The sequence below is a fragment of the Enterobacter sp. B79-1 genome, from assembly GCF_057444735.1.
Map to the genome: position 1 here is coordinate 69,800 of NZ_JBYAZJ010000004.1, position 13,743 is coordinate 83,542.

The following is a 13,743-nucleotide window of genomic DNA, read 5'->3' on the forward strand; positions in this document are numbered from 1 at the left end:
ATATCTAATCGTGCACTACCACTAGCGGCTCGATATCGCTCTCTTTTTTCACCACCAGCGAGTCATCGCCGCGCAGGCAGGTTCCGCCGTAGTTCCCGCCCACGGTAAAGGTACAGACCTGTATGTATTTGCCGTCGACCTTCGGCAGGCACCACAGCTGCTGGTAGATGTTTTTACGGTCAACAAACTTGCCGCTGGATTTGTCCAGCAGTTCGTCCTGAGCGCTGATGAGATCGATATTGCTGCCGCAGCGTCCGGCAATCGGCTTGACGGCGTATCCGGACTGTTTCAGCAGGTCGTTAACCTCAAAATCGGTGTCGAGCAGGTAGCGGTGATTCGGGAACAGCTGCCACAGGACCGGAAGAATCGCCTTGTTGCCGGGGATCACGGTCCACAGCGGTTCGAAGACCAGCACCTCCGGGCGCAGCAGAACGTCAATCAGGCGCACCTCGCCCTCGGGATGCCCGGTGCGGATCGGCACGGCGGCGTATTCGGTTTCGCTGACCTCGCGGATCTGCTCTATCGCCGTCTCCCACGCCCAGGTTTTCCACACGCAGTTGACATGGCGGCCTTCATCGTCAATCAACTGTCCGGCGGCATCCCAGCTGAGCGCCTCCAGCCCGTGCAGGATTTTGGTCTCGAACCCGGCCTGCATCAGCGAACGCTGAATAAAGAGCGCGTGATAGTCCTCTTCGACATCGTTGTCCTGCATGATGTGCACGAACGGACGCGCGTGGCTGTGTTTCCACGCCCCGGTCAGCTCTTCCAGAAGGCCTTCCGCCGGGTTATGGCCGTTACCGCGATAGCCGTTTTTGACCCACTCTTCGAGGATCAGCCCGCCTTCCGTGTGACAGGACGCGGAGTCCGCGTTGTACTCGTAAACCTTAATCCCGCGCTCATCCATGCAGAAATCCATACGACCGGTGATCATATGGTGGCGGCGCCACTGCCAGGAGAGGCGCAGGCGCGGCCAGAGGATTTTCGGGATGTCGAAAAGCGCCAGCAGGCTGTCGTCTTTCAGCACCTTGTCCGTCGCGTGCAGGTACATCAGGTGCAGTTCGTTGGTGGCCTTGATCAGCTCCTGCTCGGCGCTTTCGGTAATGGTGAAGTACTGGCAGGGATCTTTGTTGATCACATGGCCGTTGGCGCGGATATATGCCTGCTGCAGCGCGTCATTTTCGTTAAGCCATTTTCCGTCGAACTGACGTTTGTTTTTCAGCCGCGCGCCGCTGATTTTCAGCAGTTCGCCGTCGATTTCCGGCTGGGGAATGCTGTGTTCCGTGTCGTCGGTCTGGATCATCCAGCCGAGGATCTCCGTGTCGTTGAAGGTGTCATGGATGGTGTAACACCCGTTCTCCACGCTCAGACGCAGCTCGCGCGTCCACTGCTGCCCGAGCGGCAGCGGGGAGTGGATCACGTTCTGCTCCGCAATACGCACCTTATCGTCGAGAAGCTGGGTGATCACCGCCACGTGGCCGGTTTCGTGAAACTCACCGCCCTTTTGCCAGATCAGCAGCGCCCCGGCGCGCGGCGCGCGTTTCGAACCGTTGGCAAAGGCCTGAAGGGGCAGAATGTTATCGTTCACCACCTGACGCAAAAAGCGCAGGGAGAAGATTTCCCACGCCATGCCGACGTCGGTAAACACAAAGCCATAGTTGAGGAACAGGAAACGGCGGGCAAACTCAACGCACTGCCACTTGTGGCCCATGTATTCGTTGCCGATATAGCTGCGAAAATCTGCGTCTTCCGGGTATTTTCGCGGGTCCAGACTGCCGTAATTTGAAGAGTAAATCGCCACGCCACCGGGCGCATAGCCTAACAATGTCCCGAATGGCGCATCACTGCTTAACTTTCCTTTACGCATGTATCCAACCTAAAACAGGCAGGCGGCAATATTTTTAAGGGTTGTCGTCGTCTGCACGTTGTAATTAACCTGACAGAGGAACGTTTATCATACACCTCCCCTGACCATTGCGCTCACATCGTTAAACGGTCGGTTCATCTCCTGCTAAACTCCCTCAACACATCACTAAAAAGGCAGGCCAACATGTCAGACAACACGTATCAGCCACCGAAAGTGTGGGAATGGAAAAAGAACAGCGGCGGCGCGTTCGCCAATATTAACCGCCCGATCTCCGGCGCGACGCATGAGAAGGATTTGCCCGTAGGCTCTCACCCACTGCAGCTCTACTCTTTGGGAACACCGAACGGCCAGAAAGTGACGATCATGCTCGAAGAGCTGCTGGCGCTGGGCGTGACGGGCGCGGAGTACGACGCGTGGTTGATCCGCATCGGCGAAGGCGATCAGTTCTCCAGCGGGTTTGTCGACGTGAACCCGAACTCGAAAATCCCGGCGCTGCGTGACCACTCTACAAACCCACCCACGCGCGTATTTGAATCCGGCAATATCCTGCTTTACCTGGCAGAGAAATTCGGTCACTTCCTGCCGAAAGATCCGGCGGGACGCACCGAGACGCTGAACTGGCTGTTCTGGCTCCAGGGCGCGGCGCCGTTCCTCGGCGGCGGCTTTGGTCACTTCTACAACTACGCACCGGTGAAGATTGAGTACGCGATTGACCGCTTCACCATGGAAGCCAAGCGCCTGTTCGACGTGCTGGATAAACAGCTGGCGCGCGGTCGCTACGTGGCGGGCGAGGAGTACACCATCGCGGATATCGCCATCTGGCCATGGTTCGGCTGCGTGGCGCTGGGCAGCGTTTACAACGCCGCCGAATTCCTGGATGCAGAGAAGTACACTCACGTGCAGCGCTGGGCGAAAGACGTGGCGAATCGCCATGCCGTTAAGCGCGGACGCATCGTTAACCGCACCAGCGGCGAGCTGAACGAGCAGCTCCACGAACGCCACGCGGCGAGCGACTTCGAGACGAATACGGAAGATAAGCGTCAGGCCTGACGCTCTGCCGGGCGGGCCACCGCCCGGTAACAACGATCCTTGCCCGGGGCATGATTAGCTTAAAGGTTGAGCCGGTATTACTGGCACTATTCGCCCTCTTTTCTCACGCCTGGCTGTGAGAAGCGAAGTATCAACCAACAGCTATTACAAAGGATCTGTTATGAAATTCATCAAAACAGCGCTGGTTATCAGCACCCTCATTATTTCTACCTCGGGTATGGCGATGGACAAAACTGCCGCTGGCGCCGTTGCCGGTGCCGCAATTGGCGCAGCTACGGGCAAAGACCTGAAATCCACAGTAGGCGGCGCGGTCGTTGGTGCGGGTACGGGTGCCATGTTTAAAAACGGTGAAAAAGGCAAAGATGCACGTAAGGGCGGTGCCGTGGGCGCAGTCGTTGGGGCGGGTACAGCAGCAGTGACGGGCAATAGCGTACTGAAAGGTGCAGCCGTTGGCGCAGGCGCTGGCGCGCTGATTGGTGAAGCCACGCACTGATAATTTACGCCGGGTGCTACGGTGCTTGCCCGGCGTTCTCTCGCTTTATATCCCCTCGTTTTTCAACGGCATATTTACAAGTCCCGATAAACTAGCAAGAATCATTTTTATTTCTATCAGAATGGGCTGACGCATGAAGCTGACCCGACAGCAGAACATTCTTGAACTGCTGGGCTGCTGCGACTGGCTAACCACTGACGCGCTGGCAGAAACACTCGCCGTCAGCAGGGAGACGATCCGTCGCGATCTGAATGCCCTTCAGCAGCAGGGTAAGATCCTGCGCCAGCACGGCCGCGCGCGGCTTATCCATCCGAACAGCCGCGACAGCGGAGAGCCGTTTGGCGCGCGCTTAAAAAGCCATTACGCCGATAAAGTCGATATCGCCCGTCACGCGCTGGACTGGATCAGCGAAGGGATGACCATCGCCCTCGATGCCAGTTCAACCTGCTTTCACCTGGCGCGCCAGCTCCCGGATATCGAACTCACCGTCTTTACCAATAGCCTGCCGATCTGTCATGAGATGGCAAAACGCGAGCGGATCACGCTTATCTGCTCCGGCGGCACGCTTGATCGCAAGTATCGCTGCTACGTCAATCCGGCGCTGCTTACACAGCTTAAAGGGCTGGAGATTGACCTGTTTATCTTCTCCTGCGAAGGCGTTGATGAGCAGGGCACGCTGTGGGATCCGGTGGAGCATAACGCGGTCTTTAAATCACTGCTGTTAAGCCGCGCAGGCCAGTCGCTGCTGCTGATTGATAAAAGCAAATTCCAGCGGTCAAGTGAGGTAAGGATAGGCCAGCTGTCACAGGTGACGCAGGTGATTCAGCGGGATCGTCTTTCAGGGGGATAAGGGGTCAGGCCGCGACAGGCGACCCGACCCGATAAGGCTATGCGGTGAGGCGGAATTTTTGCACCGAGCGCTGAAGCTCTTCAGTCTGGCGCTCCAGGGCTGCGGCAGCGGCAGAGACCTGCTCCACCAGCGAGGCGTTCTGTTGGGTGACGCCATCCATCTGGGTGATAGCGATGCCCACCTGAGAAATGCCCTTACTTTGCTCTTCTGACGCAGACGCAATTTGCTTCATGATGGTCGTCACTTCGGTCACGTCGCGCAGAATCGCTTCCATCGTCGTGCCGGTGTCGTTCACCAGCTGCGCGCCCTGCTCGACGCGGGAAACGGAATCCGCGATCAGCCCTTCAATCTCTTTTGCGGCATTGGCGCTGCGGCTGGCCAGATTACGCACTTCACCCGCAACCACGGCGAAGCCACGCCCCTGTTCCCCTGCGCGCGCTGCCTCAACGGCTGCGTTGAGCGCCAGAATATTGGTCTGGAACGCAATGCTGTTAATCACGGTGGTAATTTCCGCGATCTTCTTCGAACTGTCAGAAATACCGCTCATGGTGGTGACCACGTCTTCTACCAGCGAACCCCCACGGCTGGCGGTCGTCGAAGCCACGTCCGCCAGCTCGCTGGCCTGACGTGCGCTTTCGGCGTTCAGTTTTACCGTCGCCGTAAGCTGCTCCATACTCGCGGCGGTCTCTTCCAGCGCGGCGGCCTGCTCTTCCGTGCGGGACGAGAGATCGTTGTTCCCGCTGGAGATCTCCGTCGCGCCGCGCCAGATATTTTCGCTGCCGGAGCGGATGGTGCTGACCGCTTCACGCAGGCTGTCCTGCATGGCGCTCAGTAAGGGAACCAGCTGTCCCACGCAGTTGCGGCCAAACGGCTCAATCGGCTGGCTGAGATCGCCCTGGGCAATCTGGCGGAACTGCTGGCGAATACGAGCCAGCGGTTTCACCAGCATCGCCACCAGGTAACGGTCGGTGAAAAGCAGGATCAGCAGGCCAATAATCGTGGCGACGATAATCACCGTGCGGGTCATGCTGGTCAGGCCGTCCACCACCACGCGGGTGCTGTCGAGCGACTTCGCGGCGGCGTTGTTAAAGTTCTCCGCCGCGGCACCGAACGCGCGGCTCAGCGGTGGCGTGACGTTGTTGGCCTGCTGGCGATAGCCGTCCAGCGACTGCTTAGCCTGCTGCATCTGCGGGGTTACGCCCTGATCGAGCAGCGCCTGCCAGCTGCTAATGACCTGAGCAGAAACCTGTTCGTCCATGGGTCCGGGGGAGATGGCCTTCATTTCGGCCAGCTTCTTACTCATGTTATCCAGCGCCTGTTGGGCAGAGGCCAGGTCCGGCGTGCCGCCTGCGGCTTTGACCTCCATTGCGCGGCTCAAACGGGTGACGAATCGGAAATACTGATCGTTACCCTGACTGAGTACCGTCATCTGTTTGACCAGCTGCCGATCCACTTCGTTACCATCAGAAACGCGAGACAGTGACCAGGTGCTGTATAGCCCAACCCCCGCCCACATTAAACAAAAGATCCCAAGAATCGTCAGCATGACGAAGCGGATCGTGAAATTACGGAGCATATTCATAAGTCTTCCTTGCCGAGAGGGTGAGTTCGCCCAGAGGCGAGTACTACTCTCGTTATCGGCAGGGAGCGCGGAAATTATAACCTTTTGTGATTATTTTTAATTAGTGTGGCTTCACAGGTCACACAGCTGCCGTTAACCATTATGCCCACGCTTAGTGATGTAATGGGTGATGTGATAAGTTCAGAATGAAAACGCTGTTTCGAAAATTCATCGATAAGAAAGGAGACATCATGTCCTGGCACCCTTACACCGGCCGCTATGAGAATATGCAGTACCGCTACTGTGGGAAAAGTGGCCTGCGTCTGCCCGCGCTGTCACTGGGACTGTGGCATAGCTTCGGTCACGTCCAGCCGCTGGATGCCCAGCGGGCGCTGTTGCATAAAGCTTTCGACCTCGGCATCACCCATTTTGATCTCGCTAATAACTACGGGCCACCGGCGGGCAGCGCCGAGGAGAATTTTGGCCGCATCCTGCGCGAAGATTTTGCCGCGTATCGCGACGAGCTGATTATCTCCACCAAAGCGGGCTACGACATGTGGCCGGGGCCGTATGGTTCCGGCGGTTCACGTAAATATCTGCTCGCCAGTCTCGACCAAAGCCTGAAGCGTATGGGCGTGGAGTATGTGGATATTTTCTATTCCCACCGCGTGGATGAAAACACGCCAATGGAAGAGACGGCCTCAGCGCTGGCGCACGCCGTGCAAAGCGGCAAAGCGCTGTATGTGGGCATCTCCTCCTACTCAACCGAGCGCACGCAGAAAATGGCCGAGCTGCTGCGCGAGTGGAAAATCCCGCTGCTGATCCACCAGCCGTCTTACAACTTGCTTAACCGCTGGGTCGACAAGACCGGTTTGCTGGATGCGCTTGAAGCAAACGGGACGGGCTGTATCGCCTTCACCCCACTGGCGCAGGGTCTGCTGACCGGGAAATACCTGAACGGAATTCCTGAAGGTTCACGCATGCAGCGCGAAGGCAAAAAGGTGCGCGGCCTGACGGAAAAAATGCTGACCGAAGCCAACCTGAACAGCCTGCGCCTGCTGAATGAAATGGCGCATGCGCGTGGGCAAACCATGGCGCAGATGGCGTTGAGCTGGCTGCTCAAAGATGAACGCGTGACGTCGGTGCTGATAGGTGCGAGCCGTCCGGAACAGCTGGAGGAGAACGTTCAGGCGCTGGAAAACCTGCGCTTTACGGAGGATGAACTTAAGCGGATTGACCAGCATGTGGCGGATGGGGAGTTGAATCTGTGGCAGGCGTCGTCGGATAAATAGTGCGGTCTGATGCCCTCTCCCCGGCCCTCTCCCACAGGGAGAGGGAGCTGACTATCCCCTCTCCCTGTGGGAGAGGGTTAGGGTGAGGGGGAAATTATTTCTTACTGATCTTATCCAGATACCCCATCACAAACGCAGACAGCACAAACGTCAGGTGGATGATCACATACCACATCAGTTTGTTATCCGGGACGTTCTTCGCGTCCATAAACACGCGTAACAGATGAATAGAGGAGATCGCCACAATCGACGCGGCCACTTTATTCTTCAGCGACGAGGCATCCATTTTGCCCAGCCAGTTGAGCTTCTCTTTGTGCTCGGCAATATCAAGCTGGGAAACGAAGTTCTCATAACCAGAGAACATCACCATCACCAGCAGTCCGCCCACCAGCGTCATGTCCACCAGCGACAGCAGCACCAGAATCAGGTCCGCTTCGGCGATGGAGAAGATGTCTGGTAAGACGTGAAAAATTTCCTGGAAGAACTTTATGCTCAGCGCGACCAGTGCCAGGGAAAGGCCAAAATAGACGGGTGCCAGTAGCCAGCGAGAGGCGTACATTGCGTTTTCAAAAAAGCGTTCCATAGAGTCCTGTCTGCAATCGAAACCAGCGGGCAGTATATCTCAACGACGCTTACTGTTTGCAACAACTAACCAACACCACGTCTACACCTCTTCCGGGTTAACCTCCGGCCGCGCGTACTCCGGCCAGACCAATACCACCAGCTCCGGATAGGCTTCCAGACTGAACTCGCGAAAACACTGACGCAGGTTTAATACGTCCAGGTCGGAATACGAGACTTTCTCGCCATTAAGACAGCGCTTTTTGATATTGTCATAATATTTATAGACAGCGGAATTCAGGTCGCTGCAGCGACGCTGCGCTTCAAACAACCCCGGCGTGTCATTAATTTCTGACATTTTCATCCGCTTAATTGTCGCGTGCAAAAAGTCGATATATTCATGGTTCACCCGCCAGTACCAAACCGGTGTCACCGAGTTCATCAATACAGAGAAATGATCTTCTCCTTCCTCTTTTGTCATCAACTCAGGTTGCGGCGGTTCACTGGCGTCTTTCGACACTTTCGTTTTATTGAACTCTTGCATCAATAAAAGCACACCAGCGGTCAGTAATAGTAATGTGATGACCGTAAAGAAAATGCTGTTCATGGGTAGGCTCCATTTTTTTTGATTTTAAAATTGCCTCATGTTATTGTCAACGAATCTCACGCCTTTACCAACCCCACCCTGTTGAAATTAAAGGAAATTAAAAAATGCTGCCCGACAGTCTCGTCCCGGCTAAGTACCACATTGCGCCTGTGGAACAGCAACCGACGAAAGAAGAAAAAGAGGCTAATTTTACTCAGGGAAAAAGAAAGCTCTCCGATTTCGAGTCTGACATATTAATTGGTGTTTCCCGAACGGGCAAATCCCGTAATATGGTATTGGAGGAGCACGACCGCCATATTAAAGACCGTTTATTTCGCGCTGTGAAAATTGAAGCCTTAGCGCACCTGCTGAATGACCTGCAAGCCGAAGGTGAAATAGATGCCCAGCAGCTCAGTCAAATAATGGCTGAAAAGACCAAAGAAATAAACGAAATGGGTAATGAAATTTGGCTTAATTTAATTACTCGAGAAAAAAATGCCCCAATTTTTTATGACTTCGGGGAAGATTAACGTGAAACCAGTTAATGATAATAATGTCTATTTGACTTTAGATGATAAAAAAAGCGATGAATTTATCTTAAAGCAAAATCTCGAAGCATTAAAAAAGAGTAAAAATGAAGAGATGACGCGTATTACCCAGGATCTGGTATCGATCCCGGCCGCGCTCGTGCGCCTGAAATGGCAGAACCGCCGCGAAATATACCCGTTACAGGTGAAAGAAGAGATCTACGGTGCCGTGATGAATGCCATCATCGAGCAGCGCCCGGAGCTGAAAGAGAAGCTTCTGGGACGTCTGGAGGCCAATTATCAGTATCTGCTGGCGAGAGAGACCGCGACGCTGCGCCTGACCCGTAAACTGTCTGAGGGGGATTATCACACCTCAAACGTCACCCACGTCGCGCTTGACGAAGACGTGCACACCGACCCCTTGCAGAAGTAAACGACAGGCTTAGCGTTTTGCAAAAAAAAGCTGACTTTCGTCAGCTCTTCGTTTTATTTCGCGGTCGCTTTTTCTTCGCCGACCAGACCAATCTTCAGGTACCCCGCCTGATGCAGCGTGTCCATTACCTTCATCATGGTTTCATAATCAACGGTTTTATCCGCACGGAAGAAGACCGTGGTGTCTTTCTTGCCGCCGGTAAGCTGATCCAGCGCCGGAATGACTGACGCATCCGTTACCGGGTCGTTACCCAGGAACATGGATTTATCCGCTTTCACCGACAGATAGATAGGCTTTTCCGGGCGCGGCTGCGGCTGGCTGGACGAGGCCGGGAGATTCACCTTCACGTCGACCGTCGCCAGGGGTGCAGCCACCATAAAGATAATCAGCAGAACCAGCATGACGTCGATAAACGGCGTCACGTTGATCTCATGCATTTCACCGTTATCGTCCAGATTTTCGTTTAGACGCATTGCCATACGATCAACCTACGCGCAGTTTAGAGGCCGCATGCACCGGTTTAACGGAGCTGGCGTTGAGGTCCAGGTCACGGCTTTGCAGCAGCAGAACCTGTGCAGCAACGTCACCGAGCGTGGCTTTGTAGCTGCCAATCATACGCGCGAAGATGTTATAGATTACGACCGCAGGGATCGCGGCAACCAGACCAATGGCCGTTGCCAGCAGCGCTTCTGCGATGCCTGGTGCAACTACCGCCAGGTTAGTCGTTTGAGTCTGCGCGATGCCGATGAAGCTGTTCATGATGCCCCAGACGGTACCGAACAGGCCGACGAACGGAGAAATCGCCCCGATAGTCGCCAGATAACCATTACCGCGACCCATATGACGACCGACGGCAGCTACGCGGCGTTCCAGACGGAAGCCGGTACGTTCTTTAATGCCTTCGTTATCTTCACTGCCTGCGGAGAGTTCCAGCTCGTTCTGTGCTTCATTAACTAACATGCTGGTCAGGCTTTTCGCATGGAAGGATGAGGTCATATCAGAAGCCTGATCCAGAGAGCGGGCTTCGGCCAGCTGCTGCTGTTCGCGCTTAAGGCGGCGCTTCTGAGAAAGCAGCTCGGCGCTCTTGCTGAAGAAAATTGCCCAGGTGACAACGGACGCCAGAATCAGGCCGATCATCACAATCTTAACCACGATGTCAGCATGTTGATACATGCCCCAAACGGAGAGATCCGTCTGCATCAAATTATTACCCACTCTGTATCTCCAGGACGCAAATCACAAAATCTGAGCGTAATAATATCAAAACGTCGTCGAATTGATAGTAGTTCTCATTAGTATTTACATAGTGCCGTAATTTTCGCTCACATTCCTTGCGCTTACGCAGTAAAAATTTCTTATGCGTATTTTTCATAATATTTTCTGCTTATTCGATAAGCATCCGGGTGCACATTTTTACAATCGTGGTAGTCTGGACGTCCAGACGTATAAAACACAGGGTTAGCGAACATGACAAAGAAGCATCTTGATACCACGCTGGTGCAGGCAGGACGCAGCAAGAAATACACCCAGGGATCGGTAAACAGCGTGATTCAACGCGCTTCCTCGCTGGTGTTTGATACGGTTGAGGAGAAAAAAATCGCCACGCGCAACCGCGCGAAAGGTGGACTGTTTTATGGTCGTCGCGGCACGCTAACACATTTTTCTCTGCAGGACGCCATGTGCGAGCTGGAAGGCGGCGTGGGCTGTGCACTGTTCCCCTGCGGCGCGGCGGCGGTTGCCAACACCATTCTGGCGTTTGTGGAACAGGGCGATCATATCCTGATGACCAACACCGCCTACGAGCCAAGCCAGGATTTCTGCACCAAAATCCTCAGCAAGCTCGGCGTGACCACCGGCTGGTTTGACCCGCTGATCGGGGAAGGCATTGCCGAACTTATTCAGCCAAACACGCGCATTGTGTTCCTGGAATCTCCCGGCTCAATCACCATGGAAGTGCACGACGTGCCTGCCATCGTTAAGGCCGTGCGCAGCAAAGCGCCGGATGCGATTATTATGATCGACAACACCTGGGCGGCAGGCGTGCTGTTTAAGGCGCTGGAATTCGATATTGATATCTCGATTCAGGCGGCGACAAAATACCTGATTGGGCACTCGGACGGCATGATTGGCACGGCGGTCTCCAACGCGCGCTGCTGGGATCAGCTGCGTGAAAACGCCTATCTGATGGGGCAAATGGTGGACGCAGACACGGCCTACATGACCAGCCGGGGCATCCGCACGCTGGGGGTTCGTCTGCGTCAACACCATGAAAGCAGCCTGAGCGTTGCCGAGTGGCTGGCGCAGCATCCGCAGGTGGAGCGCGTGAATCACCCTGCGCTGCCGGGCAGTAAAGGTCACGAATTCTGGCAACGTGACTTTACGGGCAGCAGCGGCCTGTTCTCCTTCGTGCTGAAAAAGCGGCTGAACAACGACGAGCTGGCAAGCTATCTGGATAATTTTACCCTCTTCAGCATGGCCTACTCCTGGGGCGGCTTTGAATCCCTGATCCTGCCTAACCAGCCGGAACAGATTGCGGCCCTGCGCCCTGGCGGCGAAGTGGACTTCAGCGGCACGCTGATTCGATTGCATATTGGTTTAGAAAATGTGGACGATTTAATTGCGGATTTGTCAGCAGGGTTTGAACGTATCGTGTAGAGTGCAGGCTGAAAATGTACTCCTGGACGTTTTTGTGAACACTGCAAGCAGAAAAGTCTGCATGAGTTGCGTCCGCGATCAACCCCAGCGGGCCAATTCGGGAGTACAATAGCGTTATATCTGCTGTTCCACAGGAAAGTCCATGGCTGTTATTCAAGATATTATTGCGGCGCTCTGGCAACACGATTTTGCCGCGCTGGCGGATCCGCACGTCGTGGGGATTGTTTACTTCGTGATGTTCGCGACGCTGTTTCTGGAAAATGGATTACTGCCCGCCTCGTTTCTCCCCGGTGACAGCCTGCTTCTGCTCGCAGGCGCGTTAATCGGCAAGGGAGTGATGGACTTCACGCCGACGATGGTGATCCTCACGTCAGCCGCCAGCCTGGGCTGCTGGCTGAGCTATTTACAGGGCCGCTGGCTTGGGAATACGCGCGTCGTAAAAGGCTGGCTGGCGCAGTTGCCGCATAAATATCATCAGCGCGCGACCTGCATGTTTGACCGGCACGGCCTGCTGGCGCTGCTCGCCGGGCGTTTCCTGGCATTTGTTCGCACGCTTCTGCCCACCATGGCGGGCATTTCCGGCCTGTCGAACCGCCGTTTCCAGTTCTTCAACTGGCTGAGCGCCCTGCTGTGGGTTGGTGTAGTCACCACGCTCGGCTACGCGCTGAACATGATCCCGTTTGTGAAACAGCATGAAGACCAGGTGATGACCTTCCTGATGGTGCTGCCGATGTTCCTGTTGGTGGCGGGGCTGGTAGGGACGATTGCGGTGGTGATTAAGAAGAAGTACTGCAGCGCATAATTTAACAAAGCCGGGTGGCGCTAACGCTTACCCGGCCTACGTTTCCCCTCAGGCGCCCTGCATGGTTCTTATACGTGACGCATCCTCTCCCGGCGTGACGCCGAAATAGCGCTTAAACTCCCGACTGAACTGCGACGCGCTTTCGTAACCCACCCGCATTGCCGCCGCGCTGGCCTTCATGCCGTCGTGGATCATCAGCATACGTGCCTTATGCAGTCGGTAGGTTTTGAGGTACTGCAGCGGCGAAGTACTGGTCACCGATTTAAAGTTATGGTGAAACGCCGAGACGCTCATGTTCGCTTCCGCCGCCAGCTGGTCGACGCTGAGGTTTTCCGTGTACTGGCTTTCGATACGCTTGAGCACGCGGCTAATCAGGCTGAAGTGGGTCTGTCGGCTCACCAGCGCCAGTAACGCACCGCCTCCCGGCCCCAGCAGCACATGGTAAATAATTTCACGGATAATCTGCTTGCCGAGAATACGCGCGTCCAGCGGCCTTTCCATCACGTCCAGCAGACGCTCAATGGCGCAGAGGATCTCCTCCGACAGCGTCGCTGAGTTAATCCCGCTTGCCGCCATCGAAGGCTGGAAGAACTCGTCTTCACCTATCTCCATCAGCAGCTCCTGCAGCTGAAGAATATCGACGTTGACGCGAATACCGGCCAGTGGAACCGCCTCTGTCGCGAAGGTTTCACATTCGAAGGGTAAAGGTACTGTCAGAAGCAGGTATTCATTGGTGTCGTAGCGGAACACGCGCTCGTTGATATAGCCAATTTTATGGCCCGAGAAGAGAAAAACGATGCCCGGCTGGTACATCACCGGCGTGCGCGTCCCGGGCTGCGTGCCGTAGAGCAGACGAATGTCCGGCAGCAGATCGCTGGCATAATTATCATTATCTATCAATCTCTTAATCTGCGCAGTGAGCTGATGGCAGATCGCTTCACGGTTCATATTACGTTACTCCGGGTACGGTTTCCGACGCTGACAGTGTGCGTCGTTTTTCGCGCTTTCTCCAGCGCTCTGTAGAAATGGGCAAGACATCGGCAGGAATGTGCATTGAGGACGTAGCCCT

15 protein-coding genes are annotated in these 13,743 nt (G+C 55.2%); 8 read left to right on the plus strand and 7 right to left on the minus strand.

What is annotated here, in order from left to right; translation table 11 throughout:
* Positions 1-4: 4 nt before the first annotated feature.
* A complete protein-coding gene (gene gss, locus AC2T6E_RS13220) occupies positions 5-1,864 on the minus strand; it encodes a bifunctional glutathionylspermidine amidase/synthase (protein ID WP_458667588.1) in 1,860 nt (619 codons plus the stop codon).
* A 183-nt stretch (positions 1,865-2,047) separates the two neighbouring features.
* Between gss and yghU the strand changes: the two genes are divergently transcribed.
* From yghU to fucR, 3 genes are all read left to right on the plus strand, one after another.
* Positions 2,048-2,914 (plus strand): glutathione-dependent disulfide-bond oxidoreductase, encoded by an 867-nt coding sequence (gene yghU, locus AC2T6E_RS13225; protein ID WP_214605824.1) that lies wholly within the window; start codon positions 2,048-2,050, stop codon positions 2,912-2,914.
* A gap of 160 nt (positions 2,915-3,074) precedes the next feature.
* Entirely contained in the window at positions 3,075-3,407 is a 333-nt protein-coding gene (locus AC2T6E_RS13230; RefSeq protein WP_042717804.1) for a YMGG-like glycine zipper-containing protein, read from the plus strand.
* A gap of 133 nt (positions 3,408-3,540) precedes the next feature.
* Positions 3,541-4,257 carry an L-fucose operon activator gene (fucR, locus tag AC2T6E_RS13235; RefSeq protein WP_108416243.1) on the plus strand — a complete coding sequence of 239 codons (717 nt, stop codon included), beginning with the start codon at positions 3,541-3,543 and terminating at the stop codon, positions 4,255-4,257.
* Between the two features lie 37 nt (positions 4,258-4,294).
* On the opposite strand, the gene AC2T6E_RS13240 is transcribed toward fucR, so the two are convergent.
* On the minus strand, positions 4,295-5,839 hold the full coding sequence (locus tag AC2T6E_RS13240; protein WP_416719579.1) for a methyl-accepting chemotaxis protein: 1,545 nt from the start codon (positions 5,837-5,839) through the stop codon (positions 4,295-4,297).
* A 230-nt stretch (positions 5,840-6,069) separates the two neighbouring features.
* On the opposite strand from AC2T6E_RS13240, the gene AC2T6E_RS13245 reads away from it, so the two are divergent.
* Entirely contained in the window at positions 6,070-7,110 is a 1,041-nt protein-coding gene (locus AC2T6E_RS13245) for an aldo/keto reductase (RefSeq protein ID WP_148400574.1), read from the plus strand.
* Between the two features lie 94 nt (positions 7,111-7,204).
* On the opposite strand, the gene AC2T6E_RS13250 is transcribed toward AC2T6E_RS13245, so the two are convergent.
* Positions 7,205-7,693, minus strand: coding sequence for a TIGR00645 family protein (locus AC2T6E_RS13250; RefSeq protein ID WP_010435582.1), 489 nt, complete (start codon positions 7,691-7,693; stop codon positions 7,205-7,207).
* Between the two features lie 81 nt (positions 7,694-7,774).
* Positions 7,775-8,278, minus strand: a complete 504-nt coding sequence (locus tag AC2T6E_RS13255) for an ESA_00282 family adhesion-associated protein (protein ID WP_042717810.1) — start codon at positions 8,276-8,278, stop codon at positions 7,775-7,777.
* A gap of 104 nt (positions 8,279-8,382) precedes the next feature.
* Here AC2T6E_RS13255 and AC2T6E_RS13260 point away from each other — a divergent pair, with 104 nt between their 5' ends.
* Positions 8,383-8,787 carry a hypothetical protein gene (locus tag AC2T6E_RS13260; RefSeq protein WP_010435585.1) on the plus strand — a complete coding sequence of 135 codons (405 nt, stop codon included), beginning with the start codon at positions 8,383-8,385 and terminating at the stop codon, positions 8,785-8,787.
* Positions 8,768-9,217: a cytoplasmic protein gene (locus AC2T6E_RS13265; RefSeq protein ID WP_337256759.1), complete on the plus strand. Its 450-nt coding sequence runs from the start codon at positions 8,768-8,770 to the stop codon at positions 9,215-9,217. Before AC2T6E_RS13260 ends, AC2T6E_RS13265 begins: the two co-directional genes overlap by 20 nt.
* Before the next feature lie 53 nt (positions 9,218-9,270).
* Here the strand turns inward: AC2T6E_RS13265 and exbD are convergent, their stop codons facing one another.
* Positions 9,271-9,696 (minus strand): TonB system transport protein ExbD, encoded by a 426-nt coding sequence (exbD, locus tag AC2T6E_RS13270; RefSeq protein ID WP_047062705.1) that lies wholly within the window; start codon positions 9,694-9,696, stop codon positions 9,271-9,273.
* 4 nt (positions 9,697-9,700) lie between these two features.
* Positions 9,701-10,432, minus strand: a complete 732-nt coding sequence (exbB, locus tag AC2T6E_RS13275) for a tol-pal system-associated acyl-CoA thioesterase (RefSeq protein WP_100166417.1) — start codon at positions 10,430-10,432, stop codon at positions 9,701-9,703.
* Between the two features lie 252 nt (positions 10,433-10,684).
* Between exbB and metC the strand changes: the two genes are divergently transcribed.
* Both metC and yghB read left to right on the plus strand, forming a co-directional pair.
* The gene (metC, locus tag AC2T6E_RS13280; protein ID WP_253178749.1) at positions 10,685-11,872 is read left to right on the plus strand and encodes a cystathionine beta-lyase; all 1,188 of its coding nucleotides are present in this window, start codon (positions 10,685-10,687) and stop codon (positions 11,870-11,872) included.
* A 142-nt stretch (positions 11,873-12,014) separates the two neighbouring features.
* Positions 12,015-12,674 (plus strand): DedA family general envelope maintenance protein YghB, encoded by a 660-nt coding sequence (gene yghB, locus AC2T6E_RS13285; protein ID WP_089599576.1) that lies wholly within the window; start codon positions 12,015-12,017, stop codon positions 12,672-12,674.
* Positions 12,675-12,722: 48 nt separating this feature from the next.
* On the opposite strand, the gene AC2T6E_RS13290 is transcribed toward yghB, so the two are convergent.
* A complete protein-coding gene (locus AC2T6E_RS13290) occupies positions 12,723-13,622 on the minus strand; it encodes an AraC family transcriptional regulator (RefSeq protein WP_126817586.1) in 900 nt (299 codons plus the stop codon).
* Between the last annotated feature and the right edge of the window lie 121 nt (positions 13,623-13,743).

Bases quoted from the DNA above. Each gene is read 5' to 3' on its own strand.
- gss (WP_458667588.1), bottom strand. From the start codon at position 1,864: ATGCGTAAAGGAAAGTTAAGCAGTGATGCGCCATTCGGGACATTGTTA.
- yghU (WP_214605824.1), top strand. From the start codon at position 2,048: ATGTCAGACAACACGTATCAGCCACCGAAAGTGTGGGAATGGAAAAAG.
- AC2T6E_RS13230 (WP_042717804.1), top strand. From the start codon at position 3,075: ATGAAATTCATCAAAACAGCGCTGGTTATCAGCACCCTCATTATTTCT.
- fucR (WP_108416243.1), top strand. From the start codon at position 3,541: ATGAAGCTGACCCGACAGCAGAACATTCTTGAACTGCTGGGCTGCTGC.
- AC2T6E_RS13240 (WP_416719579.1), bottom strand. From the start codon at position 5,839: ATGAATATGCTCCGTAATTTCACGATCCGCTTCGTCATGCTGACGATT.
- AC2T6E_RS13245 (WP_148400574.1), top strand. From the start codon at position 6,070: ATGTCCTGGCACCCTTACACCGGCCGCTATGAGAATATGCAGTACCGC.
- AC2T6E_RS13250 (WP_010435582.1), bottom strand. From the start codon at position 7,693: ATGGAACGCTTTTTTGAAAACGCAATGTACGCCTCTCGCTGGCTACTG.
- AC2T6E_RS13255 (WP_042717810.1), bottom strand. From the start codon at position 8,278: ATGAACAGCATTTTCTTTACGGTCATCACATTACTATTACTGACCGCT.
- AC2T6E_RS13260 (WP_010435585.1), top strand. From the start codon at position 8,383: ATGCTGCCCGACAGTCTCGTCCCGGCTAAGTACCACATTGCGCCTGTG.
- AC2T6E_RS13265 (WP_337256759.1), top strand. From the start codon at position 8,768: ATGACTTCGGGGAAGATTAACGTGAAACCAGTTAATGATAATAATGTC.
- exbD (WP_047062705.1), bottom strand. From the start codon at position 9,696: ATGGCAATGCGTCTAAACGAAAATCTGGACGATAACGGTGAAATGCAT.
- metC (WP_253178749.1), top strand. From the start codon at position 10,685: ATGACAAAGAAGCATCTTGATACCACGCTGGTGCAGGCAGGACGCAGC.
- yghB (WP_089599576.1), top strand. From the start codon at position 12,015: ATGGCTGTTATTCAAGATATTATTGCGGCGCTCTGGCAACACGATTTT.
- AC2T6E_RS13290 (WP_126817586.1), bottom strand. From the start codon at position 13,622: ATGAACCGTGAAGCGATCTGCCATCAGCTCACTGCGCAGATTAAGAGA.